The 26,973-nt window shown below is 60.2% G+C and carries 25 protein-coding genes and 1 pseudogene; 13 read left to right on the top strand and 13 right to left on the bottom strand.

All coding sequences use genetic code 11. From position 1 onward, the window contains the following. Positions 1–142: 142 nt before the first annotated feature. Positions 143–1,072, bottom strand: coding sequence for a cation diffusion facilitator family transporter (locus EFD55_RS03220; protein WP_125842930.1), 930 nt, complete (start codon positions 1,070–1,072; stop codon positions 143–145). A gap of 199 nt (positions 1,073–1,271) precedes the next feature. Continuing rightward, positions 1,272–1,631, bottom strand: coding sequence for a hypothetical protein (locus EFD55_RS03215; protein ID WP_245438378.1), 360 nt, complete (start codon positions 1,629–1,631; stop codon positions 1,272–1,274). 306 nt (positions 1,632–1,937) lie between these two features. On the opposite strand from EFD55_RS03215, the gene EFD55_RS03210 reads away from it, so the two are divergent. Beyond that, positions 1,938–3,308, top strand: a complete 1,371-nt coding sequence (locus EFD55_RS03210) for an amino acid permease (RefSeq protein ID WP_125842928.1) — start codon at positions 1,938–1,940, stop codon at positions 3,306–3,308. Positions 3,309–3,428: 120 nt separating this feature from the next. Here the strand turns inward: EFD55_RS03210 and arcC are convergent, their stop codons facing one another. Genes arcC through arcA form a run of 3 tightly spaced genes read right to left on the bottom strand, consistent with a single transcriptional unit; the run spans position 3,429 to position 6,640 of the window. Beyond that, complete coding sequence (gene arcC, locus EFD55_RS03205; RefSeq protein ID WP_125842926.1) at positions 3,429–4,367, bottom strand: carbamate kinase; 939 nt, start codon at positions 4,365–4,367, stop codon at positions 3,429–3,431. Between the two features lies 1 nt (position 4,368). Continuing rightward, positions 4,369–5,373: an ornithine carbamoyltransferase gene (locus EFD55_RS03200; RefSeq protein WP_125842924.1), complete on the bottom strand. Its 1,005-nt coding sequence runs from the start codon at positions 5,371–5,373 to the stop codon at positions 4,369–4,371. 37 nt (positions 5,374–5,410) lie between these two features. Next, entirely contained in the window at positions 5,411–6,640 is a 1,230-nt protein-coding gene (gene arcA / locus EFD55_RS03195) for an arginine deiminase (protein WP_125842922.1), read from the bottom strand. Positions 6,641–7,450: 810 nt separating this feature from the next. On the opposite strand from arcA, the gene EFD55_RS03185 reads away from it, so the two are divergent. The 3 genes from EFD55_RS03185 (at position 7,451) to EFD55_RS03175 (ending at position 11,202) form a co-directional block, all read left to right on the top strand. After that, positions 7,451–8,701 carry a sensor histidine kinase gene (locus EFD55_RS03185; RefSeq protein ID WP_125842920.1) on the top strand — a complete coding sequence of 417 codons (1,251 nt, stop codon included), beginning with the start codon at positions 7,451–7,453 and terminating at the stop codon, positions 8,699–8,701. Further along, the gene (locus tag EFD55_RS03180; RefSeq protein WP_125842918.1) at positions 8,667–9,335 is read left to right on the top strand and encodes a response regulator transcription factor; all 669 of its coding nucleotides are present in this window, start codon (positions 8,667–8,669) and stop codon (positions 9,333–9,335) included. The genes EFD55_RS03185 and EFD55_RS03180 overlap by 35 nt, the downstream gene beginning before the upstream one ends. 91 nt (positions 9,336–9,426) lie before the next feature. After that, positions 9,427–11,202, top strand: coding sequence for a hypothetical protein (locus tag EFD55_RS03175; protein WP_125842916.1), 1,776 nt, complete (start codon positions 9,427–9,429; stop codon positions 11,200–11,202). Positions 11,203–11,267: 65 nt separating this feature from the next. Here EFD55_RS03175 and EFD55_RS03170 read toward each other — a convergent pair whose 3' ends face one another. Continuing rightward, complete coding sequence (locus tag EFD55_RS03170; protein ID WP_125842914.1) at positions 11,268–12,227, bottom strand: hypothetical protein; 960 nt, start codon at positions 12,225–12,227, stop codon at positions 11,268–11,270. Between the two features lie 157 nt (positions 12,228–12,384). On the opposite strand from EFD55_RS03170, the gene EFD55_RS03165 reads away from it, so the two are divergent. Both EFD55_RS03165 and EFD55_RS03160 read left to right on the top strand, forming a co-directional pair. Then, entirely contained in the window at positions 12,385–13,029 is a 645-nt protein-coding gene (locus EFD55_RS03165) for a helix-turn-helix domain-containing protein (RefSeq protein WP_125842912.1), read from the top strand. Positions 13,030–13,107: 78 nt separating this feature from the next. Next, complete coding sequence (locus tag EFD55_RS03160) at positions 13,108–13,458, top strand: hypothetical protein (protein WP_125842910.1); 351 nt, start codon at positions 13,108–13,110, stop codon at positions 13,456–13,458. Positions 13,459–13,486: 28 nt separating this feature from the next. Here the strand turns inward: EFD55_RS03160 and EFD55_RS03155 are convergent, their stop codons facing one another. The 3 genes from EFD55_RS03155 to EFD55_RS03145 form a co-directional block, all read right to left on the bottom strand. After that, the gene (locus EFD55_RS03155; protein WP_125842908.1) at positions 13,487–15,424 is read right to left on the bottom strand and encodes a mechanosensitive ion channel family protein; all 1,938 of its coding nucleotides are present in this window, start codon (positions 15,422–15,424) and stop codon (positions 13,487–13,489) included. 11 nt (positions 15,425–15,435) lie between these two features. Beyond that, a complete protein-coding gene (locus EFD55_RS03150; RefSeq protein ID WP_125842906.1) occupies positions 15,436–16,647 on the bottom strand; it encodes an alpha/beta hydrolase in 1,212 nt (403 codons plus the stop codon). Positions 16,648–16,982: 335 nt separating this feature from the next. After that, positions 16,983–17,630 carry a TetR/AcrR family transcriptional regulator gene (locus tag EFD55_RS03145; RefSeq protein ID WP_125842903.1) on the bottom strand — a complete coding sequence of 216 codons (648 nt, stop codon included), beginning with the start codon at positions 17,628–17,630 and terminating at the stop codon, positions 16,983–16,985. A 137-nt stretch (positions 17,631–17,767) separates the two neighbouring features. On the opposite strand from EFD55_RS03145, the gene EFD55_RS03140 reads away from it, so the two are divergent. Next, positions 17,768–18,949 carry an HlyD family secretion protein gene (locus EFD55_RS03140; RefSeq protein ID WP_125842901.1) on the top strand — a complete coding sequence of 394 codons (1,182 nt, stop codon included), beginning with the start codon at positions 17,768–17,770 and terminating at the stop codon, positions 18,947–18,949. 23 nt (positions 18,950–18,972) lie between these two features. Next, positions 18,973–20,562 carry a DHA2 family efflux MFS transporter permease subunit gene (locus tag EFD55_RS03135; protein WP_125842899.1) on the top strand — a complete coding sequence of 530 codons (1,590 nt, stop codon included), beginning with the start codon at positions 18,973–18,975 and terminating at the stop codon, positions 20,560–20,562. 85 nt (positions 20,563–20,647) lie between these two features. On the opposite strand, the gene EFD55_RS03130 is transcribed toward EFD55_RS03135, so the two are convergent. Beyond that, positions 20,648–21,517: an aldose 1-epimerase family protein gene (locus EFD55_RS03130; protein ID WP_183736656.1), complete on the bottom strand. Its 870-nt coding sequence runs from the start codon at positions 21,515–21,517 to the stop codon at positions 20,648–20,650. 87 nt (positions 21,518–21,604) lie between these two features. After that, positions 21,605–21,934, bottom strand: coding sequence for a DUF6665 family protein (locus EFD55_RS03125; RefSeq protein ID WP_125842895.1), 330 nt, complete (start codon positions 21,932–21,934; stop codon positions 21,605–21,607). 181 nt (positions 21,935–22,115) lie between these two features. Here EFD55_RS03125 and EFD55_RS03120 point away from each other — a divergent pair, with 181 nt between their 5' ends. The 4 genes and pseudogenes from EFD55_RS03120 to EFD55_RS03105 all read left to right on the top strand — a co-directional run bounded on the left by EFD55_RS03120 (position 22,116) and on the right by EFD55_RS03105 (position 25,133). Further along, positions 22,116–23,738 (top strand): ABC-F family ATP-binding cassette domain-containing protein, encoded by a 1,623-nt coding sequence (locus EFD55_RS03120; RefSeq protein ID WP_125842893.1) that lies wholly within the window; start codon positions 22,116–22,118, stop codon positions 23,736–23,738. Positions 23,739–23,845: 107 nt separating this feature from the next. Next, positions 23,846–24,232 carry a VOC family protein gene (locus EFD55_RS03115; RefSeq protein WP_125842891.1) on the top strand — a complete coding sequence of 129 codons (387 nt, stop codon included), beginning with the start codon at positions 23,846–23,848 and terminating at the stop codon, positions 24,230–24,232. Positions 24,233–24,293: 61 nt separating this feature from the next. Then, positions 24,294–24,882: pseudogene (locus EFD55_RS03110) on the top strand (hypothetical protein). A gap of 86 nt (positions 24,883–24,968) precedes the next feature. Continuing rightward, on the top strand, positions 24,969–25,133 hold the full coding sequence (locus EFD55_RS03105; protein ID WP_085739096.1) for a DUF1328 domain-containing protein: 165 nt from the start codon (positions 24,969–24,971) through the stop codon (positions 25,131–25,133). A gap of 101 nt (positions 25,134–25,234) precedes the next feature. Here EFD55_RS03105 and EFD55_RS03100 read toward each other — a convergent pair whose 3' ends face one another. Together EFD55_RS03100 and EFD55_RS03095 are read right to left on the bottom strand one after the other, a co-directional pair. Beyond that, positions 25,235–25,600: an EF-hand domain-containing protein gene (locus tag EFD55_RS03100; protein WP_125842887.1), complete on the bottom strand. Its 366-nt coding sequence runs from the start codon at positions 25,598–25,600 to the stop codon at positions 25,235–25,237. A gap of 17 nt (positions 25,601–25,617) precedes the next feature. Then, complete coding sequence (locus EFD55_RS03095) at positions 25,618–25,863, bottom strand: glycine zipper 2TM domain-containing protein (protein WP_125842885.1); 246 nt, start codon at positions 25,861–25,863, stop codon at positions 25,618–25,620. Between the two features lie 582 nt (positions 25,864–26,445). Here EFD55_RS03095 and EFD55_RS03090 point away from each other — a divergent pair. Next, positions 26,446–26,967, top strand: coding sequence for a DUF992 domain-containing protein (locus EFD55_RS03090; RefSeq protein WP_125842883.1), 522 nt, complete (start codon positions 26,446–26,448; stop codon positions 26,965–26,967). The last annotated feature ends 6 nt before the right edge of the window (positions 26,968–26,973 follow it).

Here is a 26,973-nt window from a genome sequence, read left to right as displayed (position 1 = left end):
AACCGAGGGCCAAAGGCCGTGACCGCTCTGCAGCGATGCGCATCTCAGCTGGAGGGATCGTACATGACGGGTGGTGCACCGTCGTTGATTGCAATCAACGTGAGGCAAAGCATTTCGATATCGGTGGAACGCTGATGCCGGCCTATTCGGCCCATTCCGCATCGGCCGTGAAGGCAATCGTCAGCCAGCGATTGGCGCTCTCGTCTCCGATCGCGGCCCCTATCTCGTCGCGGAGTGCGTCCCATTCCTCTACAGTCTTTGCCGGAAGTCCTTCCGGCACGATGAAGTAGAGTTCGATCTGCATTGCGCGACCGACCCGGGCGACATAGGCGCGGTGCGAAAGGAAGCCGAGGCGGCGAACCGTTTCCGAGGCGACGCGGTCGACATGCTCCTGAAGGTCGACAGGGGCGATCAGCAGGATCTCGCTCAACGCCCTCCAGACGGTGCCGATCGGAAGCGGGATCATGACCAGGCAGACCAGCGCCAGAACCGCGGGGTCCATATAGCTGGCGACCCATGCGACCGGCGTCGCCTGCACGGCCATGCCGATCAGAAATGCAATCAGCAGCGCTAACGCGATGCCGCCGGACATGATCCAGGCCTTGATGTCCAGCGAGATGAAATCGGATTTGATGCTGGCGTTCAGCCTAATGCCAAGGAAAGCCATAGCGGCGCAGACAAGCAGGGTCGCCGCGGAATAGGCGACCGCCATGCCGAATTGCAGTTCGTGGCCACCGCTCAGGATGCTAATGACCGCGCTGATCAGCGCATAGACGGCGACCGTCATCAGCAGGCAGCCATTGAGCATCAGCACGATGGGCTCCAGATGCCAGAAGCCCATGGTAAAGCGGTTTCGGATTCTGCCCGACCGTGCGTCGCTCTGCGTCGATTGTATGATCAGGCTGGAAACCCAGAGCGCTAGCCCGGTCATCGCCGCATCGGCCAGCGAATAAACGCCGTCGAAAGCGATGGAGAACGATCCGGAAAGAATGCCGAAAACCACGCCGAGTGTAGCGACCACAACCGTCGCCGCGATCGAGATTCTGAGAAATCCCTGCTCGTCTAACCTCATTGCCCCCGCCTCCGACACCCTTCGTTCCAATCGTTTTATGCTGATCGTGAAGGGGAGACGAGGTGTGAAACGGGGTGGTTTTGCTTTTATCCGTTGCCGGCCGCAGTCGCGCTATGGCAGCCGGCCGGTCATCCGGTGGACGAGCAGGCAAGGCCGCGCAGAGCTGCCCAGCCTGAAATTTACCCGGAACAGATGCCGCTCATTTTGTATAGAAGGTCATGTTGCCGTTGCGTGCCCGCGAGACCCATTCGATGTCGTTCGCGGTAAGCTTCTTGGCCTTGAGTTGGGCTGTAAGCCATTTGTTCGCGCGAACTGCGTCTCTGAGGGCTTTGACGTGTTCTTCACTTCCCTGTTTGGGGTGTGAGCCGGTCTCCGAAAATTCTGCCATCCTGTAGCTAACGATCGTGAATCGTCTGTCGTGATAAGTTCGCACCGCCTCGGGCAGATTCTCACTCCAGTTCATTCTCCGATATTCGCGTCGGGTCTGCTGGGCCTCGACCGGGGCAATTCCGGTGGCGGCAGTCAATACGGCAAGTCCAATGATCATGGCCATCTTCATCGCTCTAACTCCCGAGAACTAAATGATGTTCATTTGCGGAAGATAGCTCAGGCACCGAAGCCAAGCATTGAGTACGATCAATCGCCTCGCGTCTGCTGGACGTGAGCTGAAGCACGATGCGGAAAAGCGGGAGCGGCTTTCGAGCGACATCATGCTTCAGCTCTTTAATCCAGGCCATCCCAACAGGGTCACCCACTACGCATTGAACCGGATTGCGGCGTCTATTCTTTGGGAGGAAGATTGCCTCCGGGAACAGATGTCCGAGACGATATCGGCGTCGGAAAGGATGTTTTCGGGGAGGGGACCATGACAACGTCGCCAAATGGCAAGAGCCTGGGACTTGCTGCCTGCACCGCCATCGTGGTGGGAAACATGGTCGGGTCGGGCTTTTATCTTTCGCCGGCCGCGGTCGCGCCCTATGGCAACCTCGCAATTATCGTCTGGATCATCATGGGCGCCGGCGCGATCTGCCTCGGCCTCACCTTTGCGCGCCTGGCGCGCCTCGTGCCCGCTGTCGGCGGCCCCTATGCCTATACGAGGCTCGCCTATGGCGATTTCGCCGGCTTCCTGATTGCCTGGGGCTACTGGATTTCCATCTGGACGTCGCTGCCGGTCATCGCCATTGCCTTTGCCGGCGTAATGGTCGATCTCTTCCCCGCTCTCGCCAACCGCTTCGCCGCGACCGTGCTGACGCTTGGCGTGATCTGGGCGATCGTGCTCGTCAATCTCCGCGGCGTTCATGCGGCGGGCGTCTTTGCGCAGGTCACCACCTATGCCAAGCTGCTTCCCTTCGGCGCCGTCGCCATCATCGGCCTTCTCTTCATCGACACCTCGCATTTCTCCGAATTCAATCCGAGCGGACAATCGCTGTTGCAGTCGGTAGCAACTCTGGCGCCACTGACGATGTTCGCCTATCTAGGACTGGAATCGGCGACCGTGCCTGCAGGCGATGTCGAGAATGCCGAACGGACCATCCCCCGTTCGACCGTGCTTGGCATCTCGATCGCCGCGGCCCTCTATCTCCTGGGCACTATTGTCGTGATGGGCCTCCTGCCGCGCGAACAGCTCGTTCGTTCGGTTGCGCCATTCTCCCAGGCCGCGGGGGTCATGTGGGGACGGCCCGGCGAGCTGGCGATCTCGGTTGCTGTGCTGCTCTCCTCGATCGGCGCTCTCAATGGCTGGACCTTGCTGATGGGGCAGGTTCCGATGGCGGCTGCCCGGGACGGGCTGTTTCCGCCGCTTTTTGCGAGACTCTCCCCGCGCGGCGTGCCGGCATGGGGCATGATCGTCTCAGCCACGTTCGCAACGCTTTTGGTGCTCGTCCAGGCGATCGGCTCCGAAGGTTTCGCGGCCGTCTACCGGCTCATGGTCGGGTTGAGCACCATGGCCGCCGTCATTCCCTATGCCTTCTGCTCGCTTGCCAGAAGCCTCATTGCGGGTGTCGCCCATGGGCGAATGCCGCGGGTGAGCGCAATCGAGATCATCGCCTTCGTCTTTGCAATCTTCACCCTCTACGGCTCCGGTGCCGAACCGGTGCTCTATGGTCTCGTACTCTTGATGCTCGGCATCCCGGTCTATGTCTGGCAAAAACGAAATGCAGCTGGCGCCACAGACAAGGAGACGGCAGCAGCGAGCGCGGTACCGCGCCCGCTGCCGCCTCAGGATAAGTTTGCTTGAAGGGTCAGGATCGGACGGTTAGAGCGGTTCACCTTTTCACGGAAACGCAGAACCGCTCTAACCTCTTTTTTTGACGCAATTCCGGACGGAAAACCGCTTCGCACTTTTCCTGGAATTGCTCTAGGTGTGCCAGCTCAGGCCGGCAAAATTTTCACTGATGATCGTTCCGCGTTCGCCGCGCACCAACCCCGCGATGTCGGCGAGGGCTCCGATGGCCGCGGTCTTGCCGCTGGCCCGCGCAAAATGGCAGGCGGCATCGACCTTCGGGCCCATCGACCCGGCCGGGAAGGAAAACTGCTTGAAGTCGTCGGGACGGGCCTGATGGATCGCCTTCTGGGACGGCTTGCCCCAGTCGGTGCAGACGGCCTCGGCATCGGTCGCCATGATCAGGAGATCGGCATAAAGCTCGCGGGCCAGAAGCTCCGAGCATAGGTCCTTGTCGATCACGGCTTCGACACCGATCAGCTTCCGGTCGCTGCCCTTTTCGTACATTGTCGGAATGCCGCCGCCGCCCGCACAGATGACGATGGTGCGCTGTTCCAGCAGCCAGCGGACCGGACGGATCTCGAAAATGCGTTTGGGCGCCGGCGAGGCGACGACACGCCGCCATTTTTCGCCATCCTGCTTGAACCCCCAGCCCTTTTCCTTGGCGATCCGGTCAGCCTCGGCCTTCTCATAGACGGGGCCGACGAACTTTGTGGGGTTCTGGAAGCCCGGATCGGCCGCATCGACCTCCACCATGGTCAGCAGCGTGGCCAAAGGCTGCTCGAACGGCAGGAGATTGCCGAGCTCCTGCTCCAGCATGTAACCGATCATGCCCTCGGTCTCGGCGCCGAGAACATCGAGCGGATAGGCTTCCTCGGGCTTGTAGGCCGCCCCCTGCAGCGCAAGCAGCCCGACCTGCGGCCCGTTGCCGTGTGTTATGACCAGCTCGTGTTCAGCGGCCAGGGGCGCGATCGCCCGGGCTGCGGTGCGCGCATTTCGCCTCTGTGTATCGGCAGTCATAGGCTCCCCGCGCCGAAGAAGCGCATTGCCGCCCAGCGCAATGACGACACGCATGTCAATCTCCCAAGGTAGCCACAAGCAGGGCTTTGATCGTATGCAGGCGGTTTTCCGCCTGCTCGAAGGCGACATTGGCCTCGGACTCGAAGACGTCGTTCGTGACTTCGAGGCCGTTCGCCATGCCGTAGTCTTCGGCGATCTGCTTGCCAAGCGTGGTTTCGGTATCGTGGAACGCCGGCAGGCAATGCATGAACTTGGTCTGCGGATTACCGGTCGCTTTCATCAGGTCCTGATTGACCTGGTAGGGGGTGAGCAGCTTGATGCGTTCACGCCAGACATCTTTTGGCTCGCCCATCGAAACCCAGACATCCGTGTGGATGAAATCGACGTCTTTGACGGCTTCTTTGGGATCCTCGGTGACCAGCAGGCGTGCGCCCGAGGCCTTCTGCAGATCCTTGGCGATCTTCATGTATTCCTCAGACGGCCACAGCGATCTCGGGCCGCAGATGCGCACATCCATGCCGAGCAGGCAGCCGACGATCAGCAGTGAATGCCCCATATTCGAGCGCGTGTCCCCGACATAGGCATATTTGATGGCGGTGATCGGCTTATCGCTGTGTTCACGCATGGTCATGACGTCGGCAATCATCTGTGTGGGATGATATTCATCCGTCAGGCCGTTATAGACGGGCACTCCGGCGTAACGTGCCAGCGTCTCAACGCCCTTCTGCGCGGAGCCGCGATATTCGATCGCATCATACATACGGCCGAGCACCCGCGCCGTATCCTTGAAGGATTCCTTATGCCCGATCTGCGAGCCTGACGGGTCGAGATAGGTGACGTTGGCGCCCTGGTCCGAGCAGGCGACCTCGAAGGCGCATCTCGTTCTCGTCGAGGTTTTCTCGAAGATGAGGCAGATTTCCTTGCCTTTTAGGTGCTCCTGCTCGGTGCGGGCATATTTGGCCCGTTTCAGATCGCGGGCGAGATCGAGGAGATAGCGGAACTCCCGCGGGGTGTAATCCTGCACGGTCAGAAGTGAGCGATTGCGCAGATTGAAGCTCATTGTCTTGCTCCGTCGGTCCGGTTCGTGGATGGAAACGTCAGTAAGCAGGGTCGCGCCAGATGGGGCATGTCATGCAATGTCCGCCACCACGGCCGCGTCCGAGTTCGGAGCCGCGAATGGTGATGACCTCGATCCCCGCCTTGCGCAGCAGCGTATTCGTGTAGGTGTTGCGGTCGTAGGCGACGACGACGCCGGGCTCGAGCGCGACGACATTGTTGCCGTCGTCCCATTGCTCGCGTTCGGCCTGATAGGAATTGCCGCCTGTTTCGACCGTACGTAATAGCGGCAGATCGAGTGCTTCGGCGACGACATCGAGCATCGGCTGGCTTTCGGGATGGATCTCGAATGTGCCGTCGTCGTCTTTCGGATACATGCTGTAGCAGCGGATCTGATCGACGACCTCGGCAAACAGCGTGACGACATCGCGATCGCAAAAGCTGAAAACGGTGTCCAGATGCATTGCCGCACGGCTCTTCGGCATCAGGCAGCCGATCACCCTCTTTGCGGCCTTGTTCCTGAATAGCGCCTGCGCGACCTGGCCGACGGCCTGATAGGTCGTACGCTCGCCCATGCCGATTAGGACCGTGCCGTTGCCGATCGGCATGACGTCGCCTCCCTCCATCGACGCATTGGCGAACTGATGGTCTGAATCGCCCCACCAGATCTGGAAATCGCCGCCGAGGAAGATTGGATGAAACTTGTAGATCGCACGCTGGATCAGCGTTTCCGCGCGTCTTGCCGGCCAGAACATCGGGTTGCAGGTCACGCCGCCGTAAATCCAGCAAGAGGGGTCGCGCTGGAATAGCGTGTTCGGAATCGGCGGGATGACGAAATCCGTTTCCGGCAAGGCGCTGAGCATCAGCGACTTCGCCTTGACCTCAGGCAGGTCGGAGATTGCAATGCCGCCGATCATGAATGCGGCAAGCTGCGCGGGCGGCATTTCGTCAAGCCACGGTCGCATCGCCTCGGCGATCTGCGAGCCGAGCACATTCGGGGTGATGCGCCGGTCCAATATGAAATCGCGCGCCTGTTTGTTGGCAAGCGCCTGGCCAAGCAAGTCGTGGAGCTCGAGAACTTCAACGCCCCGTTCCTGCATCTTCAGCACAAAATCAAAGTGATCTTTCTGAGCCTCATGTACCCATAGGACATCGTCAAAAAGCAGATCATGGCAGTTGGCAGGCGTCAGGCGCTGATGAGCCAGAGACGGCCTGCAAACCATGACGGTTCTCAATTTCCCGATCTCCGAGTGAACCCCGAAACCACGCATGTGGTCCTCCTTCCAGCTTTCCGGATCGCGGCCGCGCCGGCCGTTCTTCGAAAACCAGACTATTTCGGCCAGATCGGTCGTGTCATTGATCGCAGACAATCCACGGAGCAGTATGTTGCTGCCCTTCCGCCAGCCATGGGCGGGAGTTCATTGAAGACCTGAACCATCGCGTCGATGGATTTGCCATAGGCGCCAATGGGTAGGATGAATGTCGAGCGTGTCGCCGGTCACCGCATTGATCCAGCCATCGGGTAGACGCTGGCACGGGAAAACCAGGGCATGGACGCCTTCGTCGTCGATGACGGCGAGCTCTATATCCTGTTCGAACGGAGCTTCGACTGGCAATCGCCACATCACCAAACCCTCCCGACGATCCACCAGGTCAACCGGACATGAGGTGGTCATTCCGGCACGCCACTCGTCTATCCGGCATGTTTCGCCTGTCCGGCGATCAGCCGGAACTTGTGGGTCTTGTCTGCGGAAATAGATCCGACGAGCTATGGCCATCAATCGGTCGCCGATATTCCTTGCGGCTCCCCCGTCCACGGGTGACGGGGGCGTCTCAATCTTTTAGCTCCCTTAAACGGCCACTTGCCCTTTGTTTCTCACCATAGTGGAACAATGAGGCAGAGGCATTGAGCCGGATCAACGCCCGCCATGGGTTTGCGCCGAAAGGTTCGCTAGGGAAGACCAATAGAGGCTACGCGATACTACACGGATTAGCCGCCCAACGGTGGTATTGTGCAGTCATTCTGGAGGACAAAAGACGGTCCGTGGGCCAAGACTTCTCAAGGGACGGAGGAGACCATCATGTCCATCAAGATGGAGGCGCCGCGTGTCGTCGCCGAAGCCGGTTCCGCCGTCGCAGTCGTGGCAGGACAAGTCCCATCCGAAACGCCGCAGGCGGTGTCTCACGAGCCGGCGTGCGCTTTGCGCGAAGGAAATGGTGGGCTGCGGATGGACTGGATCCGGCAACTCCACGAACACATGCCGGACGCGGTGTTTTTTATCGATGACCGCCATAGAATTTCAGCCTGCAACAAGGCTGCGGTCGCCATGTTCGGTTATGAAGAGCGCGAATTGATGGGCCGAAAGATCGGCTTCATCTGGCATGCGACACCGAATGTTCAATTGAATGGGCGCTGGGCAGACCACGGGGCGGTGCGTGCTGGTCTGGCGATCACCAAGAGCGGAGTTCAATTTCCGACCGCCCTTACCATTATCAGGAAGCATGATGAAAAAGGCGTCTTCACTGCGGCGATTTTTGAGGACTTTCGAACCGAACGCGAGACTTTGCAGCAAGTTCAGGAGCTGCAGCATGAGATTGCCCGCCTTGCAAGAATGACTGAACTGGGCGAGATGGCGTCTACACTTGCCCATGAACTTTCCCAGCCACTGTCGTCTATCGCAGCCTATTCCGAGGGGTGCGGGCGCCTTGTCATGGGCAATCGTCGCCGGCGCGGTGAACAGCTTCGCGAAGCGCTGCTGGAAATTACGCAGCAGGCGCTCTGGGCAGGAAGTATCGTCCAGAACGTCAGAGAATTCGTAGAGCGTGGCGCTTCCGAGAGGAAACCGGAGGCGATGCACGAGCTGATCCATAGGGCGACAAGGCTCGCGCTCATCGGGGCGCGGCGAAAAGACCTTCGCACCGACTTTCGGCTCGAAGCATCGCAGAACACTGTCCTTGGAAACCGCGTTCAGATCGTGCAGGTGCTCACGAACCTCGTTCGCAACGCCCTGGAGGCGACCGAGTGTGTGGAGCAGCCCTCGATTGCGATCCGGACAACTGTAGACAATTCCTCGCATGTCGTTGTTGACGTGTCCGACAATGGCTGCGGAATTGCAGCCGAGATGGAAGAGTCGTTGTTTCGTCCCTTCGTGACCGGCAAGCCGCATGGCCTTGGTATGGGCTTGGCGTTGTCCAAGCGCATTATCGAGGCGCATGGAGGCCGCATAAGTGCGCGTAGAAGAACAGAGAATGGTTCAGTCTTCTCGTTCTCGCTTCCGCTGATGGAGACCGAAATCGATGACGAACGACCTTACGATCCATCTCGTCGATGACGAGGAGGTATTGAGACGATCTTTGACATTCTTGCTGGTATCGGCAGGTTTTGCCGTGCGAGCGCACAGCTGCGCAAAGGCATTCCTGGATATTCTGCCTCTTTCGGGTAGAAACTGCCTGGTGACGGATCTGCGCATGCCCGATGTCAACGGCATCGAATTGCTTCACCGTCTGCACCGGTTCAGCGCAGACGTTCCGGCGATCGTCATTACCGGCCAGGGCGATATCGCTGCAGCCGTTCAGGCAATGAAGGCGGGAGCGTCGGATTTCCTGGAAAAGCCCCTCAGGGAGGAAGCATTGATCGCGGCGATCAATCTGGCAATGGGACAAAGGCGGCCAGGCAGCGCAATCGCCGATTCCGAAAGCGTCGCGGCACGAGTTCGTCAACTCACGGACCGCGAACATCAGGTTCTGAACGGCGTGCTCGATGGTTTGCAGAACAAGATGATCGCCTATCATCTCGGCATCAGCTCGCGCACGGTGGAGGTCCATCGCGCCAACGTCATGGCCAAAATGGGAGCTCGCAATCTTGCAGAGCTCATGCGCATGGCCATCGCCATCGACGCGGTCGAGCTGTCGACCGAAACCGGGCGGACCTTACCGGCTAGTCCCTGGCCAGCCTACGCCCGATAATTTGAAAAGCGATGCTTGCAACTGGAAGCCTCTGAGATATGATGCTTTAGAAGATGCTTAAATAATTGCGTGATCAGTCGTAGGGGCGATCATGAGAAACGCAACAAAGATCGATGTATTCAGCAGTCTTGGACCGACGGCTGAGGAAATCTGCCGGCAAGTCGAGCGAATTCTCGCAAGTGAAGAGTTTCACGCGCCGAAGCGCGGGCGAAATTTTTTGGAATTTGTCGTCAGCGAGACGCTCGCTGGTCGATCAGGCTTCCTGAAGGCATTTACCATCGCAAATATGGTTTTTGGTCGGGAAGCGTCATTCGACCCGCAGAATGATCCGGTCGTCAGGATCGAGGCAGGCCGAATACGAAAGGCCCTCGAACGTTATTATCTCGTCGCCGGCCAGGCGGACGACGTGATTATTACGGTGCCGAAAGGCGGATATGTGCCGCATTTCGAATACACCCGCGATGCGTCGGTGCCGGTTCGGCCCGAAAAAGACCCGGAAAATCCGCGGATCGAAGAATTCGAGGATCAAGGTCATTCGCCTCAGGCGACGAGCCCTCCGGCCCCGATCGCTCGTCATCTCGGAACCGGTCTGCTGGCCATCCTTCTTCTTCTCGCCCTTGCATCGGCATTTCTTGTGGCGGGAGGTGCCCGGATCAGGCCGCTGCCGCCGAAAGCCTCCCTTCCGACGGTTGCTGTCGAGGTTTTTGCAGAGAGCAGTTCCGTCGATTCCAGTTCGGATATCGCCCGCGGCCTGAGGGACGATCTTATCGGTCAGCTTGCCCAGCTCGATGACATCGTCGTGGTCGCCGATCCGCCGATGGGTGATCGTGCCACTGCTGCCGACTACGCGCTTCAGGGCAACGTCCAGACGGACGGAAGCCGGTTGCGCTCCGTTGCCAGGCTGGTGCGTCGGGCGGACGGGGCCGTCATCTGGGCCAATAATTTCGATGCCGATCTTCGCGCTCAGAATAAGCTCTGGATTCAATCAAACGTTGCTCGGCAAATCACCGGCGCGGTAGCGCGGCCCCATGGCGCGATCTTTCAAGCCGAAACAGCCATGATCGCGCAGCCGGCGCAGAAAGCAGACCAGGATTCCCATGCCTGTATTCCGGCCTATTATAGCTATCTCCAGGCGATGACTGTCCAAAGCCATGGTGCAGTGCGCGAGTGCCTGCAACAGGCACTCCGGCGCACCCCGGATGATGCGACGTCATGGGCGCTCTTGTCTCTGGTTTATCTTGACGAAATTAGATTTCGCTACAAGCTCGGCACACCCTCTTCGGCCGAGCCCCTCGAATTGGCAACGGCTTCGGCACAGCGAGCGGCATCGCTGGCGCCGGATAATCCCCGCGTGCTTCGCGCCGTTATGCTGGTGAACTTCTTCCGGGGAGATATCGACAAGGCACTGGCGGCCGGGACGGCAGCCTATGCCGCAGATCCCGACGATGTGGAAGTTGCTGGCGAGTACGGCTTACGATTGGCGATGTCGGGAAAATGGCAATCGGGCTGCGAGTTGATATCGATGGCGCTTGACAAAAATGCCGGCCCCCGTGGCTATTACGAGGCGGGCATGGCGATGTGCGCCTTTATGAGGGGCGATATCGAAGCGGCGGAACAATGGTCGCGAATATCAGATCTCGACTGCAACCCCATGCGTCACCTTGCCTTGCTGTCTATTCTCGGAGCCGCGGGGAAGATGGACGAGGCCAAGTTGGAGCAGAATTGGCTCCAGTCCCACGCGCCGGCATTGATGACGAACATCCGCCAGGAGATTTCGCTGCGCCTGCAGCGCCCGGCGGATCAGGAAAGGTTCTTTGCGGGCCTGCGCGCCGCAGGGGTGGCCGTTGACCTGCCATCGGGAGGATAACGGCGCGAACGATCCCGGATGGACAGTCCCGCCGGCGATCTGAAGCGCGATCGCTTGCGATGCGGCTACGGAATCGGGCCTGCGCCGCCCAGTTTGTGGTCGCTTGAAATTTCCATAATGATTTGAGCGGCAATTTCGTCCTCGACATCGAGAATGGTTTGATCGCGCAGCGCGCGATCATATTGATTTGCCCAGACGACCGCGCCGTCGGCGCCGTTGATCAGGCGGACATGCAGATGAAGAACCGTGCCCTCGACAAGGGTGCTTCCCTGCAGACTGAACAGCGAGCCGGTCGACTCCATGCTGGGTCGATCGGGGGCAAGCACGACAAGGTTGTCCACTTTCATGAGCTTGGCGATCAGTTGATCGGCCAGCCCCTTGGCAAAATCTGCGCCGCGCGCAGTGCCGCCGAGGGCCGCGAAGGGTTCGACAACGATCCTGGTTTTGCTCTTCAACGTCGAGGCGGCAGCCGGCGGCGTTTCCGGCGGTGAGAGGTAGAATTCGAGCGGACGGATGAGGGCGAGTACCGCCATTGTGCCGAAGAGGGCGGGAATGCCGATCGGCAGGAGAAGATCGCGATATCGAATCGGTCGCTCATGCCCGGGATGGCTGCGCTTGTTCTCCTGAATTGGCGTATCGGGGGCCTCGACGGTCGAGGTGTCTTCATCGCTCGAAAAATGCGGAGCATAGCCCCCTTTGGGAATGGTGATTTGGATCGGGTCACTGCTTCCGCAGACGAGATAGTATCGTTCAAGGGCGCGACGGATGCGCCCCGCTTCGATACGGACAACCGGATCGTTCTGCGCATCGAAGGAGGCATCACGGCCGAACACCGCCTGTGCAATCGTAAAGGCCTTGAGCTGTCCGGCGTGCCCTTCAAGCGTCTCTTCCACAATATATTGCAGGAAGCGGCGCCCGCGTTCAGGCGCGAGAAATTCCGGACTTGCGAGTATACGATCAAGCTGCGCGCGAACGCTTTCGGTGTCTTGACGTGCCTGGCTGTCCCCTCCCTCTTCCGGTGCCATCTAGACCTCCCGCGATACCGCCGTATCACTCTCAAGGGGTGAGAGCATTATACACCCGCCGGCGATCGAGTGCTTCCGTAGCAATACGTAAGGGGTATCTCGAATACCGAAGCACGCAACGATTGCTTATGCTGGACGCGGATGGGGGACGACGCACATGCTCCAGGATCACGCGATCGGAAAATACACAACGGTTCCCGGCCACCACCATGGAACGGTTTCCGCGACAGCCAAAGATCAATCGATCAAACTCAGCGCCGACGAAACGATCTACAGCGAAGGGGAATACGCCCTTGCCATCTACCAGGTCGAAGCAGGCGCCGTGCGGATTTACCGCCTGACGTCGAACGGCCAGCGGCATATCCTATCCTTCTGCAGCAAGGGCGAATGGTTCGGGCTCGAAAACGGGAATGTCCGAACCGATTTTGCAGAAGCCATCTGCGAATCGCGCGTAAGGCCGTTTCGCACCAATCAGGACGCAGCCGTCCCAATCGATCTTTTGCGCATTGCCCTGACGAACCTGGCGAAGGCGCAATGCAAACAACTCATCATCAGCGAGCAAAGCGCCTTGAAGCGCCTTGCAGCCTTCGTTCAGGAGATGGCCGACCGCCATCCCGAGGATCCGGAATTCGATATGATGATGTCTCGCAGCGATATTGCCGACTATCTCGGGCTGACGGTGGAAACAGTTGCCCGCTCTTTTACCAAGCTCCGGGAAAAACGCATCCTTCGTCTTGCCGGCAAATCACAACGGATTGTTCGGCTTCTCGATCGCGATGCGCTCGTCGCCCTGACGATTTAGCAATGCAGAGTGTGACAGCGTCCTTTGCGTGTCTGACGACACACGCGGCGCTGCAGGTCACGATAGAGGGATTGAACCATGACCCGCCGAAAATCGATCGCGTTGACCAAAAGGGTTCTTGCCAGCCTGGTCGCCGCCCTGACTCTGGTGCCAGTTTTTCAACTGCACGCCGTCCAGGCTGAGGACGATCCCTTCTCTCAGTTTCCGTTGGTCATCCATTGCAAGTACAACGAAACCTACCATGCCTTTTACATATCGCGTGTCTCGCACGACGGCGTGGCGACCTATGTCGCATCCGACCGGATCGCCGGCACGATCACGCTCGATGGAAAGGCAAAGGCAATCGGCGGCGCTGGCGGGGGCAGCTGTGTCGGCAAGACGCTGGTGGAGCTTCGTGCGTCGCAGCAGGCCTATGATCTGAAACCTTAGCGCCTTTAATCTGCCTTCGCCAGCCAGATCACTTTGCCGGCGTCGCCGCGTTTGCCGCCTGCTGCGCAAGGATCGCTTGAGCGGCCGCCGCGCCGCCGCCGCCCTTGTCGTCGCCTCCGACTTGCACCGTTGGCTGCGCGAATGCGATGCCGTTTGCCAGGAACACCTCCCGAATTTTGGCATAGGCCTTACGACGGATATAGGTCTGCATGCCCGGAACCGTGGTCATGGCGAAGCTCAACACGATGCCGTAGTCGCCGAACTGCTCGACGCCCTTCATTTTCAGCGGCTCGATGAAGTGCTGGCCGAGTTCCGGATCTTCCATCAGATCGGCTCCGACCTTCTTGGTCAGCTTGCGCGCCTTTTCTATGTCGGTATCGAACCCGACGGTGATCCTGAACTTGTCGATCACCCAGTCCCGGCTCATGTTCTCGACGGCACCCAACTCGCTGAACGGCACCGTGAACACCGGGCCGCGATGATGGCGCAGACGCACCGAACGGAGGCTGAAGCTCTCCACCGTCCCCTTGTAGTCCTTGGCCTGGATGTATTCACCCACTCGGAAGGCGTCGTCGAGCATGTAGAAGACACCGTTGATGACGTCCTTGACCAAAGTCTGCGAGCCGAAACCGATGGCGACTCCGAAGATGCCCGCTCCCGCAATCAGCGGTCCGATCTGCACACCCATTTGCGCGAGCACGATCAACCCCGCCATGACCGCGACAGCGACGGCCAATGCATTGCGAAGGATAGGGAGAAGCGTCCGAAACCGCGCGCGTCGGGCGGCGTCGGCCGGTGCAAGTGATGTCGTGCTGGTCGATACGCGCAGAGTTCGGTCGATCCAGTTCCGCGCCACTTGCCAAAGAAGGTCGGCGACCACGAGAATCAGGACGCTCTTCAGGCCGCCGTAAAACAGAGCGGCGATCATCGGGTCGCGTTGACCCAACGTATCCGGATTGAGATGCCAGACGAGCGCCAGCCATCCCACGGCGAGCGCGATAACCGCGGCGCGCGCGCCGCGGGCGACCAGGATACCGCGCAGGCTGCCCGGATCGCTGGCGAGGGATAGTGCCATGCGGCCGACGGCATTCAGGACCGCCGGCAATACCAGCGCGTAGATGCCGATCCAGAACAGGCCCTTCATATTGAGGCACCAGACGAACCACAGGACGACGAGGAAGGCCGTTATCGCCGCTTTCCGGGCGCGGCTTCCTTCCCAGATCGACCACACGGCCTCGATGGCAAGAAGCAGTCCAATCACGGAGAAGCAGTAGCTGATGGCGTCGCTGACTTCAGGGGAAACGCCAAGCGGCTCGCCGACGGCTGCTGTCGCCATCGCAAAACTGATGAGCCCGAACAGGATCAAGAGCCTGATCCGCAGCGACGAGCGCATCGCCGCCGCGGACAGGAGTGCCGCCGCCAATCGAAACAGAATGAACGCCGAGAGATAGGCAAGGAGCGTCACCCGCGCGAGCGGCGGCCATTCGACCGCGAAAAAGACGATGCCCATCGCGCCGGCGAATATGCCGATTGGGATAAGCCGACCGAACAATGTCTCGCGACGCGCGGCAAACCTGCGATACACCGCCTCGGCGGCAAGACCAAAGGCGACCAGGCCGCCGAATATGACGAATGCGGGCGCATAGCCTCTGCCGGCGGCCTCGCGCCTTGCTCTTGTTGCCGCCGCCGACACCTCAGTGGGGATCGCCGGGATCGCCGCCAGAATCGCGTTCACACGCTCCCGCGCGCCGGCCTCCCACCTGGCCAAGGCCGAATTGCCGGCCGGTGAAACGGATGGCACGGACCCGCTCTCCTGCTTGCGGCTGTCAAGCCAGGCCTTCACCTCGGGATCCTGCAGCAGGCGCACGAGTTCGTCGATCTTCTGCTGAGGGCTCACCGGCGGCGTTTGCGCCAAAGCACTCAGCGCGAAGAGAAAAACGGCGGTGAAGGAAAAAAGCCATTTCAACCTGAAACTCCTCACTGCGTCAGCGGCTGTTGTTTCAGGTCGCCGTCGAGCGTCTCGTTGGCGGATCGTGGCGGTCTCGTCCGCGTGACGGGCTGCTCGATGATCGCAACCGGCGCCGCGACGGCGGTGGCAGCTACGGTGCCGATATTTGCCGCCGTTCCGCCGATGACAGCCGTAATGCCCTGACCCAGTGTGACCTTGGAATCGGTAAGGGTCTGGCCGGTCATAAGGCGCTGGCCGATGAGTTGGACAATCTCGGGACTTTCCGCAAATTTGCCGTGATTGAGCTTGTCGTTGGTCTTCACCTTCGTCAGGTCGATGGCGGTGATGCCGGCCTTTTCCAATTTCGAGGTGTAGGGCTCTTCAGCAGGATTGATCGCGCCCAGACGGGATACGCGCCCGGTGAGGAAGCTGGAGAATGCGAGAGCCTTGTCATCCTGGGAGACAAAGATCGTGAATTTCGGACGCGGCTCGCCCATCTCCACAAATTGTTTGGCGAAGACCTGAATGTCGATGTCGGGAGAGGCCAGGATAACATTGTGGATTTTCGAATTGACGTGGCCGTCGCGTATTCCCATCTGCCGCAGGGATTCCATGGCAAGCCAGGTTCCCATCGAGTGGGCCATGACGGTGATGTCCTTGACGTTGGGATCGGCCGCCAACGTGCGAAGCGCCTGCTCCAGCGCCGTGCGCGAATAGTTCGTACTTTCCTTGTCGTACTCGTAGGCGACGATTTCCGCTCGCGACGGCCAGGTGAACAGGAGGGGCGTCGCCTGCATCTTGCTGTCGTGCACGATCTGCGCCAGCCGGAAGACAGAATCCTCATAGGTGTTGTTGAAGCCATGAATGAAGACGAGTGCGTGCCCGCCGTTCACGTGCTGCCGGAACCAGACGCGGCCTTGCGCGATGGTGTCGATCTGCTGAACGTTCGTTACGGCAAAGTCGGTGGCAGGATCGGGGGGAAGGCGTTTAGGCCACTGAACCGTGCCGGCTTCGCGCTTCGCCGGGATTGAAACAGAGATCTGGGTCAGATGTGGCTTTGAACTGCGCTCGCCGTTGAAGAGTGTGGCCGGGTTTCCCGAAGGCTCGCGGGTGGTCGCAACCAGCATGTCGACCCTTGATGTCGGCGGCGTCGACGATGAAATTGAAACCGGCGTCATCACGCCGCTCGGATGTCCGCAACTCGTCAGAAGAAGAAAAAGAGCCACGCTACGCTTTGCCATTCACACATCCAGCAATCGCTCAGGAGGAGGCTTTCGGAGCCGGAATACTAGCAGGTGGGTCTTAGTGGCGCCTGTAGCATCACGTAATATCTGTGCGCTTTTGAAAGCGATCGTTGCGCAGGCGCGGATAGGAGTCGCGTCCCGCACAGGCCGTCCGAGCGCAGCAAAAGGAAGCCGGCATTGGCGGCAGGTGTCGGATACGGTACGGCTTGCGGCTATCCGACCGCGAGATTGTGTCCGGCACGATCTGGCTGCTGCGGAGCAGCTTCTTCCCGTGCCCCAGCTGGCGGGTCGCCCGTAAGCAGATCATCGTGCTCTGGAGCCCGGGCGCTGCATCAGAGCGCACAACCTTTCAAGAAAAGATCGGCGCACATTTTTGCCCGCGCCGCGATCGCATCGATCTTCGGCGGCGCTTCCTGGCGCAGCATCGCCGCGCGCTGGGGCTCCATGATCATCATGCCGCGCAGCATGCCGCAGGCCGCATGCGGATCGTCGAGCGCAATCAGCCCACGGTCGATCTGCTTGCGAAGCCAATCCTCCATCAGCCTGTTGGTTCTGACGATCGCCTTTTCATAGAAGCTATTGGCGATCTCCGGAAACCGGTCGGACTCACTGATGACGAGGCGGGTGACGGTGATCGTATCCAGCGAGAGCGTCAGCATGCCATAGGCCATCAGCATGCGCTCCAGCCCCTGCCTGAGATCCGCCGCGGCGAGTGTGCCGGGGTCGAGCGCCGTGAGGAAGCGTCCCGTCCGCTCCGTGATCATCTCGGCAAAGAGATCGGCCTTCGTCGGGAACAGGCGGTAGAGCGTCTTGGTCGAAACACCCGCTTCCTGGGCGATTGCAGCGATGCTTGCTGCGGCATAGCCGTTGTCGTGGAATTGCCGGTTGGCCGCCTCGATGATCACGCTTTTCGTATCGTCGTCGCAGCGGACCTGGGGTCGGCCTCGCGACCTCTTCTCGATTTCGTGATTTTGGACCATGACAATTTTCCAAATTCTTGTTGACTTCTATTTTCTAGTACATATTTTGGAAAACAGCAAGTTTCCAATTTGCATTTCACTTTGTTCGAAGGCCGCGGCCGATAGCGACAGCGACCTCCACTACCTGGAGAGAGACGATGTCGATTAAGACGCTGCAAGCCCTGAATAACAACGCACCTGCCACGGAAACGACGGCGGAAGCCGCGCCCTCAACCCTTGAGGCCGGCAACGCACCGCGCGTTGTCGAGCCTGCCGTTGTTTCGGAGCCTCCGGCTCGCAAGCGCCGCGGTCGCGGATTGCTGCTCGGCGCTACGGCCGTCGTGCTGATCGCCGCCGGCGCCTATTACGGCCACGATTACTGGACGGTCGGCCGCTTCCACATCTCGACCGACGATGCCTACGTAAAGGCCGACAGCACGACGGTCGCGCCGAAGGTCTCGGGTTATCTTGCCGAGGTCCTTGTGATGGACAACGAGACGGTCAAGGCGGGTCAACCCCTTGCCCGCATTGACGACCGCGATTTCCGCGCCGCGCTCGATCAGGCAAAGGCGGATGTCGCCGCGGCCGAAGCCATCATCAATGCCAAGCAGGATTCGCTCGATATCCAGCAGTCCACCATCGCTGCCGCCCGCGCGACGCTCGATGTCGATAAGGCCAATGAGACCTTCGCCGAGCAAAACAACAAGCGTTACACCAACCTTGCCACCAACGGTTATGCGCCGGTTCAGACGGCACAGCAGGCCGCTTCCGCCATCGCTGCCGCCCAGGCAACAATCGTGCGCGACACGGCTGCCCTCGACGCCGCAACCAAGCAGGTCGATCTTTTGAAGGCCGAGCTTGCTCAGGCCAAGGCGACACTTGCCCGTGATCAGGCCGTTGCCCGTCAGGCCGAGCTCAACCTTTCCTATGCGACGATCGTTGCGCCCGTCGACGGTACGGTCGGCAACCGCACGCTGCGTGTCGGTCAATATGTCCAGGCCGGCACCCAGCTGATGGCTGTTGTGCCGACGGCGGCTGCCTATATCGTCGCCAACTACAAGGAGACGCAGCTGACCGACGTGCATGCTGGCCAGCCTGTCGATATCGAAGTCGATATGTTCCCAGGCCGCGTCTATCGCGGCCATGTCGACAGCCTTGCGCCCGCCAGCGGCCAGGAATTCGCGCTGCTGCCGCCCGATAACGCCACCGGCAACTTCACCAAGGTCGTCCAGCGCATTCCGGTCAGGATCGTACTTGACGGCGACGCCGCCGCAAATGGCGATCTGCGCCCCGGCATGTCCGTCCAGCCGAGCATCGACACCAAGAACGACCGCAGTTAGGCGGGGGATGAGGAGTTCGTGTCATGTCCACAATCGCAGCAACAGCCATCGCCGTTCCGCAGCCAAGGGTAGGGGCCAGCACCAGAGACTGGATCGCCGTTCTCGCCGGCATGATCGGCGCCTTCATGGCGATCCTCAACATCCAGATCACCAACGCCTCCCTCCTCGATATCGAGGGCGGCATCGGAACGGGTGTCGACAACGGCGCTTGGATTTCGACGTCCTATCTGATCGGCGAGATCGTCGTCATTCCGCTGACGGCTTATTTCAGCAACGTTTTCTCGTTCCGCCGTTATATCCTCGTCAATTCCATCCTGTTCCCGCTCTTTTCGATGGCCTGTGCCTTCGCGCATGATCTCGGCACGATGATCCTGCTGCGCGGCCTGCAGGGCTTTGCCGGCGGCGTGCTGATTCCCATGGCCTTCACCATGGTGCTGACCAAGCTGCCGAAGAACCAGCAGCCGCTTGGTCTTGCCATCTTTGCGCTGTCGGTCACCTTCGCTCCGGCGATCGGCCCGACGATCGGCGGCTACCTGACCGAGAATTACGGCTGGCAGACGATCTTCTTCATCAACACGATCCCGAGCCTCATCATGGCGGCGGCTCTCGCCCTGACGCTGGAAAAGCAGCCGATGCAGCTTCAGCTTCTGAGGGAAGGCGACTGGGCCGGCATCATCACCATGGCGATCGGCCTCTCGGCACTGCAGACCGTGCTGGAAGAAGGCAACAAGGACGACTGGTTCTCCTCGCCTTTCATCATCAAGCTCAGCATCGTCGCCTTCGTCTTTCTGGCCGCCTTCATCTGGATCGAATTGACGGTCAAGAAGCCGCTGGTCAAGCTGCGCCTGTTGACACAGCGCAATTTCGGCATCGGCGTGCTGGTCAACGTCCTGGTCGGCGTCGCCCTCTTCGGCACGGTCTATATCCTGCCGCAATATCTCGGCCAGGTGCAGCGCTATAATGCCGAGCAGATCGGCAACGTGCTTGCCTGGACCGGCTTGCCACAGCTTTTGCTCATCCCGCTCGTGCCGGTTCTGATGAAGCGTTTCGATGCCCGCCATATCGGCTTCCTCGGCATCTCGATCTTCGCGATCAGCTGCTTCATGAACATCACGCTTTCGGCTGACAATGCCGGCGACCAGTTCTGGATCCCGAACATCGTGCGTGCCATTGGTCAGGCCCTGGTGCTGACGCCGATCACAGCTATTACCACGGCCGGCATTGCTCCTGCCGATGCCGCCGCCGCCTCGGGCCTCACCAATATGCTGCGCAATCTCGGCGGCGCGGTCGGTACGGCGTCGCTCGGCACCATCCTGACGAAGCGAGAGCAGTTCCACTCGAATATCATCGGCCAGTCGATCACGCTGACCCGTGACGAAGTTCGCGATCGCCTGGCCAAGCTTACCGGCTACTTCATCCAGCACGGGGTCACCGATCCGGCTGTCGCATCGCAAAAGGCAATCGTCGCGATGGGTCAGATCGTCAAGCGTCAGGCATTGATCCTGGGCTTCAGCGACACTTTCGCCGTCATCGGCGTGGTGCTTGCATTGGCGGCGATTGCCCTGCTTCTCACCAAAAAGCCGCAGGCCGGCGGCGGTGCGGGCGCCCATTGAAGGCCGGTAGACGCCGCAGGAAGAACCCTCTGAAGAAAAGCCCCCCTTTGCACGTCATGCGAAGGAGGGCTTCACCCGTGAAAGCCTATTGCCCGATCTCGACAGTGAAGGCGAAGCGCGCCACCGCACCCGGCGCGAGCAGCGTGGTCGAGGGCCGCTCCGACAGCTCGCTCGAAGCCCCGGCTTGTGCAGCGGTCCCATGCCACGGCTCGACGCAGAGGAAGGGCGCCCCCGGCTTGGTCCAGAGAGCAAGGTTGGGCAGGTTTTCGAAGCGGAACCGCAGGCTCGGCCCGCCTTCGGCGCCATAGCGCAACCCTCCGCCGGAACCCTTGGGGAAGATCATCGCGTCCTGCTCGAACATCACGTGATCCAGCACCAGCCGGCCAGCATGAAACGGCGAGGGCAGCGCTGCGGGGTTGATAAGGCCGCCCGCCAGCCGCACGAGCTCGGGCTCGCCCTGATTGTCGAGCGTGATGCTGTGGGCGCGTCCGGAAGCACCGGGCAGCGGCCAGGCGAAGGCCGAGTGAAAGCCGAGCCCGAAGGGCATCGTCTTTTGATCGCGGTTGGTCACCTCAGCGCTGACGGTCAGCGCGCGGCCTTCCACCGCATGCTCCACGGCGAGCAGGAAATCGAACGGATAGACCGCCCGGGTGGCCTCGGAGGCGGTCAGCTCGTATCGGCACATCGTCGCGGTGGAAGCCGCGAGTGTAAATTCGCTCCGGCGGGCAAAACCATGCTGGGCCATCGGATAGACAGTGCCGTCGATCGCGATCTTGTCGTCGGGGGCCTTGCCGACGATCGGAAACAGGATCGGCGAGCGCCCGGTCCAGAAAGCGGCGTCGCCCGTCCAAAGCCAGGAGCGTCCGTCGCTGGTGTCGAGCGTCTGCATCTCGGCGCCGAGGGAAGAGACGTCGCTGGTGAGATCCTGATTTCCGATCCGGATTGAACTTGGCATCGCAATTCCCTTTCGCATTGGTTCGGCACCAAGCATAGCTGCCGGCACCGCGATTTCTATCGGTAGGTGAAAGATGCGCGTCAGCCGTTACTTTCGTACCGCGCCCAATCTCGCAATCACTTCGTTCGGAATGCCGTAGCGCTGGATGGCGTCACGGTTGTTGCGCAAGCCGCAGATCTCCCGCTGGATGAAGAACGCCCAGACGGCGTCGGAGGCATCATTGAGAAGCCTCTCACGCTCTTCGGCGCTCTGTCGGTCGGCAGACCAGGATTTCAGGGCGGCGAGGGCCGCTTCGACCTTCAGCCCGTGACGGCCAAGTGAATCGGCGCGTTCCGACATCAGCTCGTATTCGAGGACATTGAAACCGTTTTTATCCTGCTGGGATGATCTGAAGGACTGCGGCGGACGAACGCTCATTGGCAGGGATTCCCTTTGGCGTAAGCCACGATATTATCCAATCCGGATCGAAATCAAGAAGCACGGCCTTATCGCGTCCCGAAAACCGCGCACGCTTTTCGGGACGGAAAACGGGCTATCCTGCCGCTGCCTCGCGTGGCATAAGGGCGCCAAAATTTCTTCCCAGGCCCGCGCACGCATCATGATTCGTATCGAAAATATCAGCAAACAGCTCAGCCATCGCATCCTCTTCATCGAGGCCTCGGCAGCGCTCAACAGAGGCGAGAAGATCGGTCTCGTCGGTCCGAACGGCGCCGGCAAGACGACGATCTTCCGGATGATCAACGGCGAAGAGCAGCCCGACGAAGGCCAAGTCTCCTGCGAGAAGGGCGTCACCATCGGCTACTTCAACCAGGATGTCGGCGAGATGGCTGGCCACAGCGCCGTTGCCGAGGTGATGAACGGCGCCGGCCCCGTCAGCATCGTCGCCGCCGAGCTGCGGGAACTCGAGGCCGCCATGGCCGACCCCGAAAGGGCCGGCGACATGGAGGAGATCATCGAGCGCTACGGCGAGGTGCAGGCGCGTTACGAAGAGCTGGACGGCTATGCGCTCGATGGCCGCGCCCGCGAAGTGCTCGCCGGTTTGAGCTTCAGCCAGGAGATGATGGACGGCGATGTCGGTGCGCTGTCGGGCGGCTGGAAGATGCGCGTGGCTCTCGCCCGCATCCTGCTCATGCGCCCCGACGTCATGCTGCTCGACGAACCGAGCAACCATTTGGATCTCGAAAGCCTGATCTGGCTCGAAGAGTTCCTGAAGGGTTATGAGGGCGCGCTGCTGATGACGTCGCACGATCGCGAGTTCATGAACCGCATCGTCAACAAGATCCTCGAGATCGACGGCGGCGCGCTCACGACCTATTCCGGTGACTACGAGTTTTACGAGCAGCAGCGGGCGCAGAACGAAAAGCAGCAACAGGCCCAGTTCGAGCGCCAACAGGCAATGCTCGCCAAGGAAATCAAGTTCATCGAGCGTTTCAAGGCGCGCGCCTCGCATGCCTCGCAGGTGCAGAGCCGCGTGAAGAAGCTGGAGAAGATTGATCGGGTGGAGCCGCCCAAACGCCGTCAGTCGGTCGCTTTCGAGTTTCAGCCGGCCCCGCGCTCGGGCGAGGATGTGGTCAGTCTGAAGAACGTCCACAAGAAATACGGCAGCCGAAGCATCTATGAGGGGCTCGATTTCATGGTGCGGCGCAGGGAGCGCTGGTGCATCATGGGAATCAACGGCGCCGGCAAGTCGACGCTGCTGAAGCTCGTGACAGGCACTACCGCGCCCGACCAGGGCAATGTCGCTCTCGGGGCCAGCGTCAAGATGGGTTACTTCGCCCAGCACGCCATGGATATTCTCGACGGCGAGCGCACCATCTTCCAATCGCTGGAAGACCGCTTTCCCCAGGCGGGGCAGGGGCCTCTGCGCGCACTGGCCGGATGTTTCGGCTTTTCCGGCGACGATGTCGAGAAAAGGTGCCGAGTGCTGTCCGGCGGCGAGAAGGCCCGGCTGGTCATGGCAATGATGCTGTTCGATCCGCCGAACCTGCTGGTGCTCGACGAGCCGACAAACCATCTCGACCTCGACACCAAGGAGATGCTCATCAAGGCGCTGTCGCAATATGAGGGCACCATGCTCTTCGTCTCGCACGACCGACATTTCCTGGCCGCACTCTCCAACCGCGTGCTGGAGCTGACGCCCGAGGGCATCCACCAGTATGGCGGCGGCTACACCGAGTATGTAGCGCGAACCGGCCACGAGGCGCCTGGCCTGCGGAGCTGACGGCTGTTTTTTTGAAGCGGCATGTCGAAACCGTCAGGGTCGAACCGACCAGCAGAGACCGATCGCGATATCGGTCGAACGGTTGGAGCAACGGAGGAGAATTGCCCATGCAGCTGAACGGGATCGAGGTCATCACGTTGTTCGTCGATAATATCGACGATGCGAAGTCATTCTATCAAAAGGTCTTTGCCTGCGAGGCCGTCTATCAGGATGCGGTCAGCTCCGTCCTGAAATTCGCGGGGGTGATGGTCAATCTGCTGGAGGCCACGCAAGCGCCTCAACTGGTCGAGCCATCGGCGGTGGCAGCGCCCGCTTCCGGCGTGCGCGTTCTGCTGACGATCAAGGTCGATGACGTCGATGCGGTCTGCGCCGAACTGCGCAAGCTTGGGGTAAAGCTGCTCAACGGCCCGGTCGATCGCCCATGGGGGCGCCGCACGGCGGCCTTTGCCGATCCCTCGGGCCATGTCTGGGAAGTTGCGCAGGAGTTGGGCTAACCGCAGCTGATTCGTATCGGCGAAGGGCCGGCTTCGGTCGATATTGCGGCCGCTTGCCACGATGATGACCCAATTCCGTGGTGTTCGGGACCCTCCTCAGACAATCGGGGCGGGGCATCTGCATGGACTGGATCAATCGTTACATCGATCAGCCGTTATTGAACGGCGCGGCAGGCTTGCTGCGGAGCTGGCACATCCGCACGCGCCAGCCGCCGGAGCTGCTGGAGCCGACGTGGAATCTTGCCGTGCTCTCCCTTCTCCTGATTGCCAGCGGACAGGTCATGGCCGGCAAGCCTTTCGCGCTCAGCGTCATCGCCCTGATCATGCTGGCACTGCCTTCCGCACGCAAACTGCTTTCGGTGGTGAGGGCGGGGAAAAATGTCTACGGCGCCCGGGAATACAAATCGCTGAGAGCGCGCGCGGTCACCAAACGCGATGCGGAGTGGTCCGTGCGGATCATCGTGCTGTTTGCAGCCGCTTGCCTTCCCTTCGTCGCCCGCATCGACGATCCGGTCGGAACCTCCTTCATGCTGGGGGCGAGCGTCTGGTTCGTGCTGACTGGTCCGCTCAAGGCCTATCTCGATGCAGCCGAGCCTCCCGAGCCGAATGAAGGCGACCGGATGTACAGCGGCGTCTTTCATTTCGGCTGAACAAAGCCGCTGCGACAGCTCCGGCCGTGAGGGAACCAAAGCGGGCGGTCTCCGTTATTACCGCAGCAACGTAAAAGGAGATCGCGATGCTATACTACGCTCTGGTATTTCTCGTTGTGGCCTTGATTGCCGGCGTCCTCGGATTTGGCGGCATCGCAGGGGCTTCAGCTTCCATTGCCCAGGTTCTGTTCTTCATTTTCCTGGTGCTCTTCGTCGTTTCGATCGTCATGCGCCTGATGCGAAGAGTATAGCGCGGACAGATCGAGAATAAAAACCCAGCCAAATTGAACTGGCCCCAGAAAATTGGACATCAATCTTCGGGGTCAGTTCAAGACGTCCCCGGGTTTTCCTTCTATTGAAGATTGCCGTTTCGATCCCGGTCCGCCGTTGCGAAATCCGCCATCACCCGTTGCATGAACTCGCTCTTGGTGATGCGGCCGTCGTGGTTGGCGTCCGTCAGGGTGAATTGCTCGACGGTCAGGATCTGCACCGTCTCATCGGCTTTCAGATTCCCATCCTTGTTCTTGTCGAGACTGACAAAAGCCGTACCCATGAAGGCTTCATATTCGGAACGATCGACCGTTTTGCTGGAATTGACGTCGAGCCTGTCCATCTGCCCCTGATACATCGAGGCAGGTTGCTGGGAACCGGGCTGCTGGGCGAGCGCGCCGGCATATTGGTACAGTATGATTGCCATCACCAAAGGCAAGGTTTTCATTGCTCTATCCTCCTGAATTATTTGCAAGCCAGGCGATTGCCCACGAAACCGCCACCGGCTATGCCACCGCCGACGGCGAGGACCTGGCCGGTGCCGGCGCCAATGGTGCTGCCGATCAGGCCGCCGACGATCGCGCCGCCGACGGTGCCGGCAATACAGCCGAATTCGGAATTCCGGTCCGAGACGGCCTGTGACGTCGTCCCGGACTGACAGGCGGATACGGCAAGGCTTCCCGCCAGTATGATAGTTGTGCGTACGCGCATTTTTCCCTCCCAATGAACGATACGCCGCCATCTCAAATAGAGATCGGCGGGCGTGCTGTTGTCCGGCCCGGCAAAAATAATCTTCTGGGTATGGATCACGAATTTCAGGCGGCATTTCTGTCAAAGTGAAAACAGAAATGCCTTGAGAATATGCAGAAATTCTGCGGCAATGCCGGAAAATGCCATATGATTCTCCCTGCTTACGGTTCTGCAAGGAGAAAGCTTCCGAATACTACAGCTATACATGCGGCGTGGCAACCTGCGCGATCATCGGCGGCGGCATCGGATCGATGGTGCTGACGTGCGCAAGGCTCCGGAGCAGCGGGCCGGGTGATCGAAATCGTGCCTTTTTTGCAACCATTCCGGACAAGATCGTGAAATGGCGCAGAAGGCGGCATGGTGCCTTCGAAATGTCCGAAAGGGGGCCGAACCGTGAGCCTGTTGTCGCTTGCGCTCTTCCCATGCGCTTTCATATGCGATGCGGAAATTGCGCCGGTTTGGGATCGTTTTGCGGTTCCGTCCGTTATCTGGTGTCGGGCAGCCGCGTATATGCTCCCGCCACGATTTGAGAAGGAGAGACTTATGAATAAAACTCTTGCAACGGCGTTTGCCGCGGCATCGTTGACCTTTGTCGGCGTGGGGGCGGTCAGTGCCGCCGATCTCGTCACCAAGACATATGAAGAGCCGGATCTGCGCAACGGCGTGAAAATCGGCTATCTCACCTGCGATATCGGCGGCGGCACGGGTTATGTGCTCGGTTCATCCAAGGAAGCCGATTGCATCTTCCAGTCCATCGTCGGCAACGAGCTTCTTGACCGCTATACCGGTGAAGTGAGAAAGCTTGGCATCGACCTCGGCTTTACCACGCGCAGCCGCCTGATCTGGGCCGTGTTCGCGCCGACGGCCGGTTATCATCGCGGATCGCTTGCAGGCCTTTATGTCGGCGCCACCGCCGAAGCGACACTCGGCGCCGGCGTCGGCGCCAATCTCCTGGTCGGGGGCACCTCCGGCTCGATCCATCTGCAGACGGTCAGCCTGACCGGCCAGCTCGGCCTCAACGTTGCCGCCGGCAGCGCTTCGATGACGCTGACCCCGGCGAACTGACGGATC

The sequence above is a fragment of the Rhizobium pisi genome, from assembly GCF_003938655.1.
Classification (GTDB): domain Bacteria; phylum Pseudomonadota; class Alphaproteobacteria; order Rhizobiales; family Rhizobiaceae; genus Rhizobium; species Rhizobium pisi.
The sequence above is the reverse complement of the archived record's forward strand: the minus strand, read 5'-3'. Positions and strand labels throughout refer to the sequence as shown.